Here is a 16529-nt window from a genome sequence, read left to right on the forward strand (position 1 = left end):
CCGTCCTCGAAGTCGAGACCGAGCCCGACAATGCCCGCCATCCGCCAGCGCCAACCCGCACCGCACCGCGCCACCGCGCTGACGCTGGCAGGGCTGCTCGTCGCGGCCACTGCCCCGGCCTCGGCGCAGAGCTTCCTCGGCCGCGGTGCGCCGCAGGTCCTCACCGTTCCGGACGGCCCGTCGGCCAGCCGCGGCCCCGCCCGGGCGGGCGTGGAAACCGGCCCGGTGGCGCCGGCTCCGGCGGCGGCGCTGCCGCAGCGCCCGTTCCCGGCCCTGTCGGCGGGGCTGCGGCTCAGCGGCGAGGAGAGCAGCCTGCAATGGCCCGTCTACCTGACGGAGACGCAGTCCCGCGAGCGCCTGCGCCTGCGCATCGGCTATCTCGCGGCGATCTCGGTGGTGCCCGACGTGTCCTTCCTGACCGCGACGGTCAACGGCGTCGCCATCGGCCGGAGCGAGATCAAGGCGCCGGGCGCCATCCGCATCCTCGAATTCGACATCCCCGCCGATCTGCTGAAGCCGGGCTACAACGCCGTCGCGATCAGCGGCGTCCAGCGCCATCGGGTCGATTGCTCCCTCGACGCGACCTACGAGCTCTGGACCCAGATCGAGCCGGCCTGGACCGGCCTCGTCTCGGCGCCGGGCGCCATCGGGGCGGCTTCGCTGCGCGATCTCCCCGCCATCGCCCCCGATCATCGGGGCGTCGTCCCGATCCGCATCGTGCTGCGCAACCGGCCGGGCTTCGCCACGTTCGAGCGCCTGATCGGGCTCGCCCAGCGGGTCGCGCTCGCGGGCGGATTCTCGCAGACGGCGGTGGAGTTCGCCGCCGAGCCGGGGGGACCGGCCGGCCTCGACATCGTCGTCGGCGGCTCCGATGGGGAGGCCGCCGATCTCACCCGCCAGCCCATGACCTTCGAGCCGGCCCAGGGGGAGCGGGCGGCCCGGATCCTCGTGGCGGGCGACACGCCCACCGACATTGATGCGGCGATGCGCATCCTCGCCGCGACGGCGACGCGCGATCCGGCCGGCAGTTCGCAGGGCCTCAGCGCCCTCGCCCAGGCGCGCGGCGTCCGCATCCGCAGCGGCGAGACAGTCGCCCTGTCGACGTTGGGACATCAGGGCCGGGATTTCGCCGGTCGCCTGTTCCGCACCGGCTTCGACGTGACCCTGCCGACGGATTTTGTGCCGGCGGATTACGATCGGGTCGCCCTCGACCTCGCGGGCGGCTACGCGGCGGGCCTGGAACTCGGCGCGCAGATCGTCGTCGATCTCAACGGGCGCAACGTGGCGAGCCTGCCCCTGGCCCGCGCCGACGGCGATGTCTTCCGCGATGCGACCGTGGCCCTGCCGCTAAGCCGTTGGCGGCCCGGGCGCAACCGCGTCGAGATCAGGGCCCTGCTGCCGACCGCCTCCGACCGGGTCTGCGAGGAGGGGCCGGCGCGTCGGCGGTTCCTGCTGCTCGACCGCTCCACCCTGACGACGCCGCGCCTCGCCCAGGCTCTGCGGCTGCCGGACCTCGCCGCGACGCTCGGCGGGGGCCTGCCGAAGGTCGCGCCCGAGCTTCGCCCGCGCCTCGTCGTGCCGAACCCGGATCGCGAGTCGATGTCAGCCGCCGCGACGCTCGCCGTCCAGATGGCGGTCTCCGCCGAGAAACCGATCGACTTCGAACTCGCCAACGATCGCGCCCTCGAAGGGCGGACCCCGACCGTCGTGGTGGCGCCCGCCCGCTCCCTCGAACCCGAGATCCTGCGGGCGGTGGGACTGAACCCGGATCGGATCCGCCAGATCTGGGAGGGAAGGGCCGCCACCGCGTCGCTCGGCGCGCCGACGCGCCGCGTGACCGTCATGGACGGCGCCAGCCTCGACCGGCTGCGCAACGACCGCCCGCCGGCCTGCACCCTGCCGGCCCCCGGACCCCATTCGCCCAACCCGGCCCTGACGCGCACCCGCCCGGCGGCCTCCGAACCGGAAACCCACGATCTCGCCTCCGAGTGGACGAGCCGACCGTCGGCACAATCCCGTCTCGCCGATCAGGCGGCGGCCTTCACGGCGAGGCTCACGGCCGCAACGCGGGACGGCTGGAGCACCACACTCGGCTGGGCCGAGGATCAGGTCCGCGAGCCGGAGATCGAGGTGAGCGCGCAGGCCTCCCTCATCGTCGGTCAGGGCTTGCCGGGCCGCGATCCGAGTACGCTGCTCACCGTGTTCACCGCACCGAATGCCGCGAGCCTCCAGGCCTCCGCCCTCTGCCTGACGACTCCCTCAATCTGGAACCGGATCGAGGGCCGTGTCGCCACTCTCGACGCCACCGACGGGACGCTCAGCGTCCACGACGCGAAGCAGGTCCGCCTCGTCGAGACCGGTCCGCCCTCTCTCGGGAATCTGCGTCTCGTCGTGGCCGGCTGGTTCTCCACCAATCCGAGCCTCTTCGTGCTGATCCTGTTCGCGGCCGCGATCAGCCTCGGTCTCAGCACCTCGGCGATGCTGCGCAACGTGGGGCGCGCGAGCGCCGGGGGCAGCGGCCGGATCGGACACGGGAACCGGGAGGACGAGCGATGATGGCGGACCGGACCCGCGCCCTGGCAGCCGCGCTGCTCATGTCCCTCGCGCCCGCGGCCGTCCTCGCCCAGGCACCGGCCGAGCCAGCCCCCACCGAAACGCGGCCGCCCGCCAAAACCCTTCCCGAAAAGGCCCTTCCTGAAAAGGCTCTTGCCGAAACCGCCGAGACGCTTCCCATGCTGAACAGCCTCGGAAACGTGCCGGGCTGGCGCCGATACAAGACGCGCTTCGTGACCGATCAGGGCCGCGTGGTCGATTCCGGGAACGGGCGCATCAGCCACAGCGAGAGCCAGGGCTACGGGATGCTACTCGCGGTGGCGGCCGGCGACCGCGATACCTTCCAGAGGATCTGGGGCTGGACGCGGGCCAATCTGATGGTGCGGGACGACGCGCTGCTCGCCTGGCGCTGGGAGCCCGACAAGCGGCCCGCCGTCGCCGACATGAACAACGCGACGGACGGCGACATCCTGGTCGCCTGGGCCCTGGCCGAGGCGGGCGACGGCTGGTCGGACGAGAGCTATCGCCTCGCGTCGCGCCGCATCGCCGTCGATATCGCCCGGCGCACGGTCCTCTTCCGGTCCGAGGGCCCGCCGCTGCTGTTGCCGGCCATGAACGGCTTCTCGGCCGAGGATCGGCCGGACGGTCCGGTGATCAACCTGTCCTACTGGGTGTTCCCCGCCTTCCCCCGGCTGGCTGCCGTGGCGCCGGAATTCGACTGGGATCGCCTGAGCGCGGCGGGGCGGGATCTCCTCCTGCGGGCGCGTTTCGGTGAGGCGCGTCTTCCGACGGAATGGATCTCGATGCGGGGCGGCCAGCCCCAGCCCGCCTCCGGCTTCCCGCCGGAATTCTCCTACAACGCCGTGCGGCTGCCGCTCTATCTCGCCATGGCGGGTGTCGGGGAGCGCCGCTATTACGAGCCGCTGCTGGCGCTCTGGGCCGACGCGGACCAAGCCGGGCTCCCGATCATCGACACCGCGAGCGGTGCCGTGGCCGGACGCATGAACGAGCCCGGCTACGCGGCGATTCCCGCCCTGGTCGCCTGCGCCGTCGACGGGACGCCGCTGCCTGCGGACCTGCAGGAACCGGCCGCCTCCGAGAACTACTACCCCGCCACACTTCATCTCCTGGCCTTGACGGCTGCCAACATGAGGTACCGGCCATGTCTCGGCCGCTGATCCCGCCGCGCATTGCCGGGCCGGTCCTGCTCGCCATCGTCGGAAGCTTGGCCTGCCCGCTGACGGCGGCCGCGCAACCGGCCCCGGTCCGCTCCGGCGTCCTCCAGCTCGACGAACGCCGGGCGCCGGTCATCCTCGAAACGCCGCAGGCTTCGGGTGGCGCCGAGATCATCGACGAGAGCGCGTTGCGGTTCTACGCCGCCCAGCGCCAGGGCGAGCGCGTCCAGGCCGAGATCGCGCGGCTGCGCCGCCGCCATCCGAACTGGACGGTTCCGGCCGATCTCGACACCTTGAAGCCGAGCCCGCCCGAGGAAGCCCCGATGTGGGATCTCTTCACGGCGGGGCGCTTCGACGAGTTGCGCCAAGCCATCAGCGTGCGCCAATCGGCGGATCCGGGCTGGCAGCCCTCCGACGATCTCGCCCGCAAGCTCAATCGCGGAACCCTGCGCAGCGCCGCCCGTACGGCGGTCCGGGACGGAGCCTGGGACGACATCATCGCCCGCATGAAGGCCTCGCAGGAGCCGATCCAGAATCTCGACATCGACATCGCCTGGACCTTGGCGGAAGCCTATGCCCGCACGGGCGACATCGCCCAAGCCTCCGCGATCTACGGCGTCCTTCTCAAGGAGCAGACCGACTCGGCCCTGCGTCTCGCCACGGTTCAGAAGGCCATGGCGACGATGCCGATCGCGTCCGTCGAACCGCTCCTGGCCACCGGAATCCGGGGAGCGGACGGCATCGACGAGTTCCGGGCGATCCGCCCCGACGTGACGAGGGCCCGCATGGCGGCGACCCTCCACGGGGAACAGGCCGGGCGGATCGAGCCCGCCGATCTCGCCGTGATCGGCGAGCAGGCCCGCCGCCTCGGCAACCCGTCCCAGATCGCCCTGCTCGGCTGGTACGCCTATCATCGCCGGCAGTTCCGCGAAGCGCTCGAATGGTTCAAGCTGGCCCAGAGCCGCGGCGGCGACGCCGCCGTGGCGACCGGCCTGGCCCTGTCCCTGCGCGATCTCGGCCAGAGCCGGGAGGCGGAGGATGCCGCCTTCGCGTGGCGCGCCGCGTCCGTGACGAATCTCGCCCTCTACCTCGACATGGTGGAGCGCATCCTGGGCGAGAGCGCGGGCTCCGCCCTCGAACCCGAGCGGCTCGACCGCTTCGCCAAGGTCGTCCTGGCGGCGAATTCGGCCGAGGGCGCGCAGGCCTTGGGCTGGTACGCCTACAATGCCTGCCAGTTCGACGCCGCCGCCGACTGGTTCCAGCGGGCGGTGAGCTGGAAGCCCCGCGAGGCCTCCGTCCTCGGCTACGCCCTCAGTCTGTCCCGCCTGAAGCGGACCCGGGAGTACCTGGAGATCGTCAATCGCTACGACGGCCTGTTCCCCAAGGTCGTGGGTCTCATCTTCGCCGAACCCGATCCGCAGGCGCGGGACACCGGCCCCTGCGCCGTGGCGCCGACGGCGGCGCCCACCGCCGCCGCCCCCGCGAAGGTGAAGGTTCCCAAGCCGGCTGTCGCCGCCACGACCGCCATCCGCCCGCTGCCGGTGCTGCGCGGAGAGTTTCCGATCGCCGTCGCCGCCGAGAATCCGCTGCGCCTCGGCGAGCCCGGATCCCTGCCCGGCCGTGCCCGCGACGGAGAGTATCTCCGCGAGGTGCGCAGCACCCCGCCGCTGGTGGCCCGCCGCGTCGTCGGCGTCGGCCCGATGCCCTACGAGCGCTACGGCTTCACGTTGCTGGCAGGCTGGAACGGCACGGATCGGGCGAGCCTCCAGGCTGGACCGCCGGCACCGGCGATTGGTACGCTGGCGCAGGCCGAAGCATCGAAATCCGTTCAGACGGGCGCGTCGCGCTCGCTCCAAGTCCGGGACGGCCAGCGTTTCGCACCGCTCGACACGGCGGCTGCGGGACGCGGCGAGGCGCGCATCCCAGGACAGGACCGATGACCGAAGCGACGCTCTTCCAAGCCCGGCATCGGCCGACCGGACGGACGGTGCTGCGGATCGGCGGCGTCCTGCTCGGCCTCACGCTGGTCGGGGCGTGCCAGACCTCGACGGCCCGCCGGGCGGGGCCACGATACGAGACGGCGTTCAGCACCCTGCCGACGACCGGCAACCGGCCTCTCGTTTCCCTGCCGAACAGCGGTGGCGCCGCCTCCGTGACCGAGACCCAATCGAGCGCCGGACTCCGGCAGCGCATCATCCTCGGACAGTCCCGCGGTCGGATCGATCTGACCATCGCTTCGGGCCGCACCTGGGACGATCCGGCGATGGCGAAGCCGAGCCGGGCCGGCATCGCTGCCGAACTCGCGAGCCTCGAAGGCGGTCCCTATCGGATCCTGCGCCGGCCGGTGCACAACGCCTACGGCCCCTTGGGCGTCGCCCTGGGCGAGGGCTGCGCCTATGCATGGCAATGGATCGACGGGCTCGAGCGGGTCGAGCTGGGCCGCGGCGCCCTGCGCGGGCCCGTCTCGGCCTCGCTGCGCGTTCTCCATTGTCGCCCGCAATCCAGTGCCGAGGCGCTCCTCGCGGATCTGGTGCGGATGCGGCTCGGCCCGACATCCGATCCGAGCGCGGGACTGCGCCGCCGTCGCCTCGCGACTCCGAGGCCGCGGACGCCGCAGCCCGTCGAGGCCGCCGCGCCGACCGTCCCGGACGCGCCTGCTCCGGCCGCCCCGGCCGTCGCGGTGAACGGAAGCCGCACCCTCGTGACCGTTCCGCAGGGAGCGCCGAACCCGCCCTATCTCGCGCAGCCCGCTCCGGTCGCCACGACGCAGCCGGCCGTGCCGACGGTCCCCCGCCCGGCGTCCACCGGCGGCGCGCCGGATCGGCCGCGCTTCCTGACCGATGCGCTGCCCCCGTCGCGGACCGGGCCCGGCGCCCCCTCCCCCGACTCGACATCGCCCGCGGCCGAATCCTCGACCCGCACCGGCGGCGCGCCGAGACCTCCTCAGGGCTGGTGAGACGGACGGTTCCGGTCCGGACTAGCCTGTCGTCTGCACGGTGCGGGGCGGCGGTCGCGGATGGAGTCTTCGACGCCGATTTGGGCCGTTGAGGCGCCCATACAACGCGCGAGGCAAGTCGCGTCACGTCTCGGATCTCGCATCCATATCCACCATCGACTCATCGCCGGCATGACCGGAACTTGCGGACGTGGGTGAACGCGGCGTGCGATGATGTTACGATTAAATCTTGTCGCGGATGTCGGACGAGAGCACGGGCCATGCGGACCACCCAATCCCTGAGCATCACCCTGCCTCACGAGATGGCACAGATGGTCAAGGCCAAGGTCGCGGCGGGAGAATACGCGACGGAAAGCGAGGTCATCCGCGACGGGCTGCGGGCCCTGCAGGCGCGTGATGCGGCAATGGAGCGGTGGCTCAACGAGGAGGTGGTCCCGGTCTATGACCGGGTGGTGGCCGGTACGGAACCGCTCGCGCCCGCTGACACGGTGCTGAGCGGTGCGGCCCAACGTTACCGGGCACGGAAATCCAAAGCCGCCAAGGCGTGATGCCACACCACGTTCTGTTCTCGGCGCAGGCGCAGGCCGATTTCGATGAGCTGTATGCCTTCATCGCCGATAGGGCCGGAGAAGCGACAGCAGAAGCTTACATGGCCCGCTTGGATGATTACGTCCGCGCGTTCGGTCAGTTTCCGGAGCGCGGCACCCGATACGACCACATTCGGCCTGGGCTGCGCATCACGGGCTTCGAACGTCGCGTGTCGATTGCCTTTACGGTACGGGACGGTGCCGTGATCATCCTGCGGCTTCTCTACGCCGGACGTTCCTTGGAATTACCTCCCGAGTGAGGGGAGAAGCGTGCATTCGTCACGGATCTGGCACGGCTGGGATGGACGGCTTTCGCCCCGCTAAGGCGCGAGCCCGGCCTTAAGAAAGCAGATCAGAGCTAACTTGAGAATCATCCTCCGCCGCGCGCCTCACGCCCCCGGCGGGACCGGGATCGGGTAGAACCGTGCGCCGGCGGCGGCGGCGAGCACCTCCACCGCACCCACGGTCGAGGCGCAGCCGGAGGCGTGGACGGCGTCCGTGGTGCGCAGGGTCGGCACGTGGGCCGTGAGCGGGCCGGGGCGCACGTCCGGCGGGCGCTGGCGATGGCGGTCGGCGGCGAGGGTGATGCGGTTGACCCCGGTCGCCCGCAGCCATTCCAGTGCCGGGCGCATGTAGAGGTCGAGGGGATCGCGCGCGCCCGCCACGAGGCAGATCTCGCGGGCCGGCTCGATGTAGCGGGCCGCCCGCGCGATCGCCCAGATGCCGGCGAAGCCCGTCTCGGCGGCGACCAGCACGAGGCGCCCGCCCCCGGGCCGGTAGGTGCCGTGGCCGAGAGGGCCCTTGGCTTTGACCGGCAGGCCGGGGACCGGAACGGCACCGAACAGCGCTTCCATATCCTCCGGACACTCACCGCGCAGATGGAAGACCAGTTCGTTCAACTCGGCCCCGCCCTCGACGCTGAGGGTCGGCGCGAGCGTCACCGGCCGCCCGCCTTCGAGGGTGAGGCAGACCTGATCGCCCGGCTCGAAGGCCAGGCGCTTGTCCAGCACGACGACGAGTTGGAGGATGCGCGGCGCGAGCGCCGTCACCACCTCGACGGTGCCGGTGCGACGCAGGAGCGCCCGCGCCGGTGCCTTGGCCGGATGGATCAGGGGGGTGGCGTCGGGCGCCGAGACGGTCGGGCTCTCCGCACGTCGGGCGCGGACCGTCAGGCGCCGCGCCGCGGGTGCCGCCGCCTGTCCCATCAGGACGGAACCGTGCAGGCCCTGCATGGGCGCGATCACGCCATCGGCCAGGGCCGTTTCGAGGGAGGTGTCCCCCGGCGAGACCCGCAGGGTCTGGCCGTTCACGACGAGGGAGCAACGAGCGCTCGTGGGAGCACGCATGGCGGGCATCCCGCTCCGAATTGTCTTGTGAAAGGGGTAGGTCGATCGATCCGCCGCCCCGCAGGGCGAGGCGTCAGAGTCCGCCGTGAATCAGGCGTCCCACCAAGCCGGCCCAGCGCTCGCGCTCGGCCCGGGCCTCATCCCCGAGGGTGTCGGCAGCGGAAAGCCCCAGGCTGGAGCGCAGGGCCTCGCTCTCGCGGCGCTCGGCGGCGAGCGCTGCCTTCATCATCAGGACTTCCATGCGCAGGCGCACGAGGTCCTCCGTCGCAGGGGCGGCCGGAGCGACACTCTCGTCTGCCGGGGGCGACGCGGTCACGTCGGGAGCGATCGGCCTGGGGCGGGCGGCCTCGGCGATGTGAGCGTGGATCGGGCGCGCCATCAGGCGCCGCACCGCGCTGCTCCCGTTGACCGGCTCCCTGCGTCTGTGCGCCTCGTTCATCGGTCATCCTCGGGCCGGTTGGGCACGCGCATCGGCGTCCCATGAACATGGCGATGACCTTGCTCTCGTATGGTTAAGGGAGGTTTAAAAAACCGGATGCCTCAGCCGCACCGTCGCGTGATCAGGCGGCCTCGGGCGCGGCGCCGACGAGTTGGCGGGCCTGAAGCATGGTCATCGGCTCGCCGAAGGCCGCGCCCTGAGCGTAGTCGCATCCGAGTTCCTGCAGGCCCTGCGCATCCTCCTCGGATTCCGCGCCCTCGGCGACGACGGACAGGCCGAGTTCCTGCGCCATCCGTACCAGGGAGCGCAGCATCGCCGTACGGCCCTGCCCCATCTGACGCACGAAGCTCTGGTCGATCTTGAGGGTGTCGAAGGGGAAGCGCTGAAGATAGGCCAGGGCCGAGTAGCCGGTGCCGAAATCGTCCAGGCAAAGTCCCGCGCCGAGATCGTGGATGCGCGTGAGCATCTGGGCGGCGTATTCGGGATTCTCCATCACCAGCCCCTCGCTCAGTTCCAGCTTGAGCGAGCCCGGCAGCACGCCGGTGCGGGCGATCACCGTCTTCACGTCATGCAGGAGATCGTGGCGCAGAAGCTGACGCGAGGAGACGTTGACCGAGGCGAAGATCGGCGGCTCAACATCGAGCGAGCGCTGCCACGCGGCGAGTTCGAGGGCCGTGCGCTCGATGGCGAAATTGCCGAGGGCGACGATGACGCCGATCTCCTCGGCCACCGGCAGGAAGGTCGCGGGCGCGATCCGCCCGAGCTTGGGATGGTCCCAGCGCAGCAGCGTCTCGAAGCCCGCCACCGTCCGGTCTTCCAGACGGACGATCGGCTGGAACAGCACGCGGATCTCGTTGCGCTCCAGCGCCTTGCGCAGGTCGGCCTCCAGCATCAGCCGGTCGGACGGGTCGGTGCGCATGTTGGCGCGGAAGATCTCGATGCGGTCGCCGCCGCCGCGCTTGGCCTGGATCATGGCCATCTGGGCGCTCTTGACCACTTCGTCGCGCTTGGGCTGGCCGGCCGTGCCCGGCCCGGCATCGTGCAGGGCGACGCCCACGGAGACCGTGAGGAACACCTCGCGGTCCGCATAGGTGACCGGGGTGGCGATTACCCGGCGGATCATCTCGGCGAAGGCGAGGATGCGGTCGGGCTCGCGCTCGGAGAGCAGGATCACGGCGAACTCGTCCCCCGCCACCCGGGCCAGCGTGTCCTGCGGGCGCAGGAGCCGCCCGAGCCGGCGCGACAGGGTGAGCAGAATCGAGTCGCCCGCCGAGAGGCCAATGGCGTCGTTGATCGCCTTGAAGCGGTCGATGTCGATCACGATCACCGCCGGCTTCAGGCGCGGATCCTGGCTCGCGAGCGCCAGGGCCGCGTCGAGCCGGTCGTGCAGCAATTCGCGGTTGGGCAAGCCGGTGAGGCTGTCATGCACGGCGTCGTGCAGCAGGCGCTCCTCGGCGGTCTTGATCTCGGTGACGTCGCTGATGGTGCCGACGATGCGGATCACCTCGCCGTCGGTGCCGATCACGGGGCGGGCCTTGAGCCGGTACCACGCGTAGGGCCCGGCCGCCGAGCGCAGGCGGAAATCGTGGACGATGCGACCGCGCCGCTCCTCGATCACCGTATCGAGGGCCGCCGAGTAGCGCTCCACGTCGAAGGGATGCAGGAGCCCGAGCCAGTTGGCCGCCGGCCCTTCCAGCGCGCCGCGCTTGAGGCCGAGCTGCGCCTCGATCTCCGGTCCGGCGAAGACCCGGTCGCCCGGCACGTCCCAGTCGAACACGATGTCGCCCGCGCCCATGAGGGCCAGCGCCCGGCGCTCGGTGTCGGAGACGAGACTGTGGCTCAACCCCCCGCCCGCGAAGGCGTGCTGCATCACGGTGAAGCCGATCAGCATCACGATCAGCACGAGGCCGCCGATCAGCGCCGGCTGGACGAGGTCCGAGCCGATCTGCCCGGTGATGGCGAAGCCCGCCGCCACCACCCAGAACAGCAGCAGCAGCCAGGTCGGCACGAGCAGGATCGCCCGGTCGTAGCCGTTATGGACGGCGAGATAGAGGATCAGCAGAAGCCCGACCCCCGCCACCGCCGCGATGGAGATGCGCGCCACGCCCGCCGCGACGGGGGGATCGAACACCGCGAGCCCGACCAGACCGGCGAGGAAGACCAGCCAGAAGAAGGCGACGTGGCTGTAGCGCACGTGCCAGCGCGACAGGTTCAGGTAGGCGAACAGGAAGACGAGGAGCGTCGCCCCGAGCACCGCCTCGGCGGAGGCGCGGTAGATCCGCTCGGCGCCCTCAGTGACGGGGAAGACCCGTTGCAGGAAGCCGAAATCGATGCAGGCATAGGCAAGCACCGCCCAGGACAACGCGGCGGCGGCGGGGAAGATGATCGCCCCCTTCACGACGAAGATGATTGTGAGGAACAGCGCCAGCAGGCCGGCAATGCCGATGATGATGCCCTTGTATAGGGTCAGGCCCGACGTCTTCTTGCGATAGGCATCCTGGTCCCAGAGATAGACCTGCGGGACGTTGGGGCCCTTCAGCTCCGCGACGTAGGTGACCGTCGTGCCCGGATCGATGGTGATCAGGAACTGGTCGGCATCCAGGCTCTCGTCGCGCTCGGGGCGGATGCCCTCGCTCGCCGTGATGGCGGCGATGCGCGAGCCGCCGAGATCGGGCCAGACCACGCCGGAGCCCACGAGGCGGAAATGCGGGGCGACGAGCAGGCGGTCGATCTGCTCGTCGGTGTCGTTGGTGAGCGCGAACACCATCCAGTCGGGCCGGGCGCCGGGCTCGCGCGCCTTGACCGCGATGCGCCGCACGATCCCATCCTTGCCCGGGGCGGTGGAGATCTGAATCAGGTCGCCGTCCGAGCGGTAGCGCTCGATCATCGGCGTGAGATCCACCGCCGGCGCGTCGAGGGTGACGCGCACGGCCTCGACCGCGCGGGCGGGCGTGAGAGCCCCGAGGAGGCCGACCATCAGGCCAGCCAGAACCGTCAGGGCCGCGAGGGCCGGGGACAGGGTGCGCAACGGGCTTTTCTTGGACCGGCGAAGGCGAGGCGGCGGGACGGGATGACGGCGAAGCGGTCGGCCAGAGTCGTATCGGCGGAGCCCTGCCCTCGCAAGGCGCCCGCACGAGGGCGCGGAACCCGACCCACCGCTCAGTTGAGGTCCGCGGCCTGAGCGGATCGCGCGGCTTTGCGGCCAAAACAAGCCGAGCCCTCGCCCGCTTGCCCGGCGCCGGTTAGAGCGGGGGCATGATACGCCCGGACGACATCCACCCTCGCCCGCCCGCCGTCCCGCAGCGGGAACGCATGGGCAGCCGTTGCGTCGGGGCGCGCGCCGCATGAATCTCGCCCCGTTCCTCGCCGTCCCGCTGGCGGCCGGGCTCTCCGCCGGGTTGATCGTGCTGCTGAGGCCTCTGCTGCAGCGCTACGCCCTCGCCCGGCCGAACGCCCGATCGAGCCACACGGTGCCGACCCCGCAGGGCGGCGGCATCGCCATCGTCGGCGCGGCGCTGATCGTGACGATGCTCCTGGCCGCAATCGCCGGTCTCGGGCGCGACGGCCCGGAATTGCCGGTTCTGGCGCTCGCCGTGCTGCTGCTCGCCGGCATCGGCGCGGTCGACGACATCCGTCCGTTGCCGGCCTCGATCCGCCTTGCGATCCAGGCCGGAGCGGTCGCCGCCGTCGTGACCACGGCGCAGGGGCGCCTCCTGCCGGACGGGCTGGTCTGGCTGGAAGGGCCGGCGGCGCTCGTCGCCGGCCTGTGGTTCGTCAACCTCGTCAACTTCATGGACGGGCTCGACTGGATGACGGTCGCCGAGTTCGTGCCGCTCACCGCCTTCCTCGCCGGCCTCGGCATCGTCGGCGGATACGCGGCCGAACCGGCGCTCGTCGCGGGCGCCCTGCTCGGCGGGCTCCTCGGCTTCGCCCCGTTCAACCGGCCCGTGGCGCGGCTGTTCATGGGCGATGTCGGCTCGCTGCCCGTCGGCCTGATCGTGGCGTGGCTGCTGTTTCGTCTAGCCGCCGAGGGCGGGCTCGCCGCCGCGCTGATCCTGCCGCTCTATCCCGTCGCCGACGCGACGCTGACGCTGCTGTGGCGGCTGCGGCGCGGCGAGGCGATCTGGCAGGCGCATCGCAGCCATTTCTATCAGGTGGCCACGGTGAACGGCGCCTCGGTGCCGAAGGTGGTGGCCCGCGTCTTCGTCCTGCAGAGCGCCCTGGCCGGGATCGCCCTCGTCACCTTGCTTTGGCCGTCCTGGCCGGTCACGCTCGGAGGCCTCGCCCTGGCGGCGGGGCTGGTCGCGGGGCTTCTGCGCCAGTTCGCGGCACCGCGACGAGCGGCACAGGGAGATGGGGCGTGACGGGACGACTGATCGCGCTGACGGGGGCGACGGGCTTCATCGGGCGTCATTTGCTCGCCGCGCTCTCGGCCCGGGGCGACCGGGTGCGCGTGCTGCTGCGCCGGCCCGTGGCGGTGCCGGAGGGGGCGAGCAGCGCGGTGGTGGGCGATCTCGCCCGGCCGATGAACATGGCCGCCGCCCTCAGCGGCGTCGATGCCGTGGTGCATTCGGCGGGTCTCGCCCACGCCATGTCCGGCGCGCCGGAGGACGATTTCCGCAACTCGAACACCGAGGCGACGCGCAAGCTCGCCGAGGCGGCCCAGCGGGCGAAGGTGGGACGCTTCGTGTTCCTGTCGTCGATCCGTGCGCAGTCCGGCCCCAGTGCCGCGACCCCGCTCACCGACGCGGATGCGCCGGCCCCGACCGATCCTTACGGCCGCTCGAAGCTCGCGGCCGAAGAGGCGCTGGCCGAGATCGGGCTCGACTGGGTGGCGTTGCGCCCGGTGCTCGTCTACGGCGCGGGCGTGAAGGGCAACATGGCCGCACTCCTCCGGCTCGCCCGCTCCCCCTACCCGCTGCCTCTGGCGAGCCTGACGGGCCACCGCTCGCTGGTCTCGCTGGAGAGCCTCGCCGGCGCCGTGGTGGCGGCGCTCGATGCGCCGGCCCCGATCGGCCGCCCGCTGATCGTGGCCGATCCCGATCCCCTCACCCTGCCCGAGATGATCGCCGCGATGCGCTCCGGCCTCGGCCGAGGGCCCGGCCTGCTGCCTTGCCCCACCCCGCTGATCGACCTCGCCTGCCGCACCACCGGACGGCAGGAGGTGTTCGACCGCCTCTCCGGCTCGCTCGTCGCCCGCGCCGATGGGTTGGCAGCCCTGGGCTGGCAGCCGGTGCAGACGACGCGCGACGGGCTCGCGGCCCTGGCGCGGGCCGGTGGCTAGAGGATCGGCCCGAAAGGGGAGAGCCGGCTTTCGGGCCGATGCGATGCAAGACCTTCGGTCAGCGAACGCCGCCGCTGGCGACGATGTCCTCGCCGGTCACCCAGCGGGCGTCGTCCGAGGCGAGGAACGCGACGACGCCGGCGATATCGTCCGGCTGGCCGGCGCGGCCCAGCGGCGTCTGCGCGACGAGGCCGGCCTCCATCTCCGAGCCGATGACGCCGGCCGTATGGGTTCCTTCGGTCACGACGAGGCCGGGGCTGACGCCGTTGACGCGGATCCGCCGCGGTGCCAGCTCGTTGGCGAGGACGCCGGTGATCGCATTCAGCGCGCCCTTGGTCGCCGTATAGGCCACCGTGGTCGGCATGTGGACGCGGGTGGCCGCCGACGAGATATTGACGATGCTGCCGCCCTCTCCGAGATGCTGCGCGGCGGCGCGCGTCGTCAGCAGGACGCCGAGCACGTTGATGTCGAACAGGCGGTGGTAATGCTCCTCGGTCACCTCCTCGATCGGCGCGAATTCGTAGACGCCCGAGTTGTTGACGAGAATGTCGAGCCGGCCGAACTGCCCGACTGCCGCCTCGATCAGGGCCTGCGCCTCGGCGGCCCGGGATACGTCGCCCTGCACGGCGATCGCTTGGCCGCCGGCCGCCGCGATGGCCGCGACGACGGCGTCCGCTCCCGCCTTGCTCGACGCATAATTGACGACGACCTTCGCGCCGTCCCGTGCCAGCGCCTTGGCGATCGCCGCACCGATGCCTTTCGAGGCGCCCGTCACCACGGCGACCTTGCTATCGAGCTTTGCCATGTGTGTTACCCTTCCGCAGGGATCGGCACCGGATCGGTCGCCCTTGCCCCATAGTTCAGAAATTCGGAACTAAGGGAGCGCGGTTCAAGACCCCATATGGATGAATGATGCGACCGCTGTTTCACCCTGCGATTGAGGACGTACGGCCGGAAGCGATCCTGCATGCCCTCGCCGATCCTGCCCGCGCCGCGATCTTTGCCAGCATCACGCAGGCCGGCTGCGTTCAGGCCTGTTCGGCCGTGTCGTCGCTCGGCGACCGGGTGATCCCGAGATCGTCTCTGTCGAGCCACTTCAAGGTGCTGCGCGAAGCCGGACTAATCCGGTCCGAGCGCCACGGCGTGGAGATGCGCAACCACTCGCGCTGCGCCGAAGTGGAAGCGCGCTTCCCCGGCCTGCTCTCCGCGATCATGAACGCCTATGCCGGGGCGAAGGCGTGTGAGGCGACGGTGCCGTAACTTGCACCGTTCTGGCCGAGCATCAGCGCCGTTCCGACCGCGTTCATCGGCCCGTCAACTGCGCAATCGGTCAACTGACGGTTATCGATTGTTTGCCGTATTCGCTTGTACCGGCGCAGGCAGTTTGCGGCGCGAGTTGACCACTAGTGCAGCACACGGATACGGCACTTTAGACCCAAGTCGAACTGGGCGATGGCCGCTCGATTATTATGCGACTGCGATCTAGGTCGGAACGGTTGTGTGCAGCTAGCACTGATTTCCTAGCCAACAATTCTGGACTAAAACGGTCACACTCTGGGGTTGAATCACGAGCGATCATTCATGGCGGACCTGACGATCGTGGCTGGCGAATGCGGAAGGGGTCAGGGCGAGTACGACACGGGTCTTTTCAAGCTACCCGGGTCCTCGGAACGCGGTGCCGAGATGATCGCGGAAATCATCGTACATGGCGGCGTTGGCCAAAAGCAATCAACTGTCACGCAGGTGTTGAACAGTCTTCGAGGTGGGGTAGCGCTGGCACAGCAGCTGGATCTCACTGCTCCGGTTAATGTGGCTGCCTCTGCCCTTGGCGCGGGGCTCAATGCACTTGATGAAGGGCCGAAGCAGAAGGCATTGATCGAAGTTCGCTTTGTCGACGGAACGAGCTTGATCGCGATGACCGATGTCGACATCGCGACGCTCATGGAGAATGACCGCCGGGTCATTCAGCTCGCGGCGTCCCGCCTCAGCCCCGACACGGCAGCGCCGCACACGCCCATCGCAACGGAAGTCGGCTTCGGAGCGACGGCACTCGAAACGGTGTCGAACGTCGCCGACACGACAGGCGCAGCTGTGTCATCGGCCTTCGAATACTTGAAGCGCAAGACCATCGGGTGAAGCAGCGATCTCGCGACACACAGGTGGCTAGCGGAGCTGCTTTTTGGAGGTTG

At 70.7% G+C, this 16529-nt stretch carries 14 protein-coding genes; 10 read left to right on the forward strand and 4 right to left on the reverse strand.

What is annotated here, in order from left to right:
* Positions 1–30: 30 nt before the first annotated feature.
* From MFF26_RS00795 to MFF26_RS00820, 6 genes are all read left to right on the forward strand, one after another.
* Entirely contained in the window at positions 31–2556 is a 2526-nt protein-coding gene (locus MFF26_RS00795) for a cellulose biosynthesis cyclic di-GMP-binding regulatory protein BcsB (protein WP_137830363.1), read from the forward strand.
* Positions 2553–3731, forward strand: coding sequence for a family 8 glycosyl hydrolase (locus tag MFF26_RS00800; RefSeq protein ID WP_137830362.1), 1179 nt, complete (start codon positions 2553–2555; stop codon positions 3729–3731). The genes MFF26_RS00795 and MFF26_RS00800 overlap by 4 nt, the downstream gene beginning before the upstream one ends.
* The gene (locus tag MFF26_RS00805; protein ID WP_137830361.1) at positions 3716–5668 is read left to right on the forward strand and encodes a tetratricopeptide repeat protein; all 1953 of its coding nucleotides are present in this window, start codon (positions 3716–3718) and stop codon (positions 5666–5668) included. The genes MFF26_RS00800 and MFF26_RS00805 overlap by 16 nt, the downstream gene beginning before the upstream one ends.
* Entirely contained in the window at positions 5665–6684 is a 1020-nt protein-coding gene (bcsN, locus tag MFF26_RS00810) for a cellulose biosynthesis protein BcsN (RefSeq protein ID WP_137830360.1), read from the forward strand. Before MFF26_RS00805 ends, bcsN begins: the two co-directional genes overlap by 4 nt.
* A gap of 260 nt (positions 6685–6944) precedes the next feature.
* Positions 6945–7232 carry a type II toxin-antitoxin system ParD family antitoxin gene (locus MFF26_RS00815; protein ID WP_137830359.1) on the forward strand — a complete coding sequence of 96 codons (288 nt, stop codon included), beginning with the start codon at positions 6945–6947 and terminating at the stop codon, positions 7230–7232.
* Positions 7232–7531 carry a type II toxin-antitoxin system RelE/ParE family toxin gene (locus MFF26_RS00820; RefSeq protein ID WP_137830358.1) on the forward strand — a complete coding sequence of 100 codons (300 nt, stop codon included), beginning with the start codon at positions 7232–7234 and terminating at the stop codon, positions 7529–7531. The genes MFF26_RS00815 and MFF26_RS00820 overlap by 1 nt, the downstream gene beginning before the upstream one ends.
* A 129-nt stretch (positions 7532–7660) precedes the next feature.
* Here MFF26_RS00820 and MFF26_RS00825 read toward each other — a convergent pair whose 3' ends face one another.
* The 3 genes from MFF26_RS00825 to MFF26_RS00835 form a co-directional block, all read right to left on the reverse strand.
* Complete coding sequence (locus MFF26_RS00825; RefSeq protein ID WP_238307386.1) at positions 7661–8617, reverse strand: ferredoxin reductase domain-containing protein; 957 nt, start codon at positions 8615–8617, stop codon at positions 7661–7663.
* Positions 8618–8690: 73 nt separating this feature from the next.
* Positions 8691–9056, reverse strand: coding sequence for a hypothetical protein (locus MFF26_RS00830; RefSeq protein WP_137830356.1), 366 nt, complete (start codon positions 9054–9056; stop codon positions 8691–8693).
* A 121-nt stretch (positions 9057–9177) separates the two neighbouring features.
* Positions 9178–12033 (reverse strand): EAL domain-containing protein, encoded by a 2856-nt coding sequence (locus MFF26_RS00835; RefSeq protein ID WP_373324337.1) that lies wholly within the window; start codon positions 12031–12033, stop codon positions 9178–9180.
* 367 nt (positions 12034–12400) lie between these two features.
* Here MFF26_RS00835 and MFF26_RS00840 point away from each other — a divergent pair, with 367 nt between their 5' ends.
* Both MFF26_RS00840 and MFF26_RS00845 read left to right on the forward strand, forming a co-directional pair.
* Positions 12401–13420 carry an MraY family glycosyltransferase gene (locus MFF26_RS00840; RefSeq protein WP_137830354.1) on the forward strand — a complete coding sequence of 340 codons (1020 nt, stop codon included), beginning with the start codon at positions 12401–12403 and terminating at the stop codon, positions 13418–13420.
* Positions 13417–14340, forward strand: a complete 924-nt coding sequence (locus tag MFF26_RS00845) for an NAD-dependent epimerase/dehydratase family protein (RefSeq protein ID WP_137830353.1) — start codon at positions 13417–13419, stop codon at positions 14338–14340. The genes MFF26_RS00840 and MFF26_RS00845 overlap by 4 nt, the downstream gene beginning before the upstream one ends.
* Before the next feature lie 58 nt (positions 14341–14398).
* Here the strand turns inward: MFF26_RS00845 and MFF26_RS00850 are convergent, their stop codons facing one another.
* A complete protein-coding gene (locus MFF26_RS00850) occupies positions 14399–15145 on the reverse strand; it encodes a glucose 1-dehydrogenase (RefSeq protein WP_137830352.1) in 747 nt (248 codons plus the stop codon).
* Positions 15146–15252: 107 nt separating this feature from the next.
* Between MFF26_RS00850 and MFF26_RS00855 the strand changes: the two genes are divergently transcribed.
* A complete protein-coding gene (locus MFF26_RS00855) occupies positions 15253–15600 on the forward strand; it encodes an ArsR/SmtB family transcription factor (protein WP_137830351.1) in 348 nt (115 codons plus the stop codon).
* Positions 15601–15921: 321 nt separating this feature from the next.
* Positions 15922–16476, forward strand: coding sequence for a hypothetical protein (locus MFF26_RS00860; RefSeq protein WP_137830350.1), 555 nt, complete (start codon positions 15922–15924; stop codon positions 16474–16476).
* Positions 16477–16529: the final 53 nt, after the last annotated feature.

It is taken from the genome of Methylorubrum suomiense (assembly GCF_022179765.1).
GTDB classification, from domain to species: Bacteria; Pseudomonadota; Alphaproteobacteria; order Rhizobiales; family Beijerinckiaceae; genus Methylobacterium; species Methylobacterium suomiense.

Coding starts and splice junctions, on each gene's coding strand:
- MFF26_RS00850 (WP_137830352.1), bottom strand. CDS start 15,145: ATGGCAAAGCTCGATAGCAAGGTCGCCGTGGTGACGGGCGCCTCGAAA.
- MFF26_RS00800 (WP_137830362.1), top strand. CDS start 2,553: ATGATGGCGGACCGGACCCGCGCCCTGGCAGCCGCGCTGCTCATGTCC.
- MFF26_RS00820 (WP_137830358.1), top strand. CDS start 7,232: ATGCCACACCACGTTCTGTTCTCGGCGCAGGCGCAGGCCGATTTCGAT.
- MFF26_RS00825 (WP_238307386.1), bottom strand. CDS start 8,617: ATGCGTGCTCCCACGAGCGCTCGTTGCTCCCTCGTCGTGAACGGCCAG.
- MFF26_RS00815 (WP_137830359.1), top strand. CDS start 6,945: ATGCGGACCACCCAATCCCTGAGCATCACCCTGCCTCACGAGATGGCA.
- MFF26_RS00830 (WP_137830356.1), bottom strand. CDS start 9,056: ATGAACGAGGCGCACAGACGCAGGGAGCCGGTCAACGGGAGCAGCGCG.
- MFF26_RS00855 (WP_137830351.1), top strand. CDS start 15,253: ATGCGACCGCTGTTTCACCCTGCGATTGAGGACGTACGGCCGGAAGCG.
- MFF26_RS00840 (WP_137830354.1), top strand. CDS start 12,401: ATGAATCTCGCCCCGTTCCTCGCCGTCCCGCTGGCGGCCGGGCTCTCC.
- MFF26_RS00860 (WP_137830350.1), top strand. CDS start 15,922: ATGGCGGACCTGACGATCGTGGCTGGCGAATGCGGAAGGGGTCAGGGC.
- bcsN (WP_137830360.1), top strand. CDS start 5,665: ATGACCGAAGCGACGCTCTTCCAAGCCCGGCATCGGCCGACCGGACGG.
- MFF26_RS00795 (WP_137830363.1), top strand. CDS start 31: ATGCCCGCCATCCGCCAGCGCCAACCCGCACCGCACCGCGCCACCGCG.
- MFF26_RS00805 (WP_137830361.1), top strand. CDS start 3,716: ATGTCTCGGCCGCTGATCCCGCCGCGCATTGCCGGGCCGGTCCTGCTC.
- MFF26_RS00835 (WP_373324337.1), bottom strand. CDS start 12,033: ATGGTCGGCCTCCTCGGGGCTCTCACGCCCGCCCGCGCGGTCGAGGCC.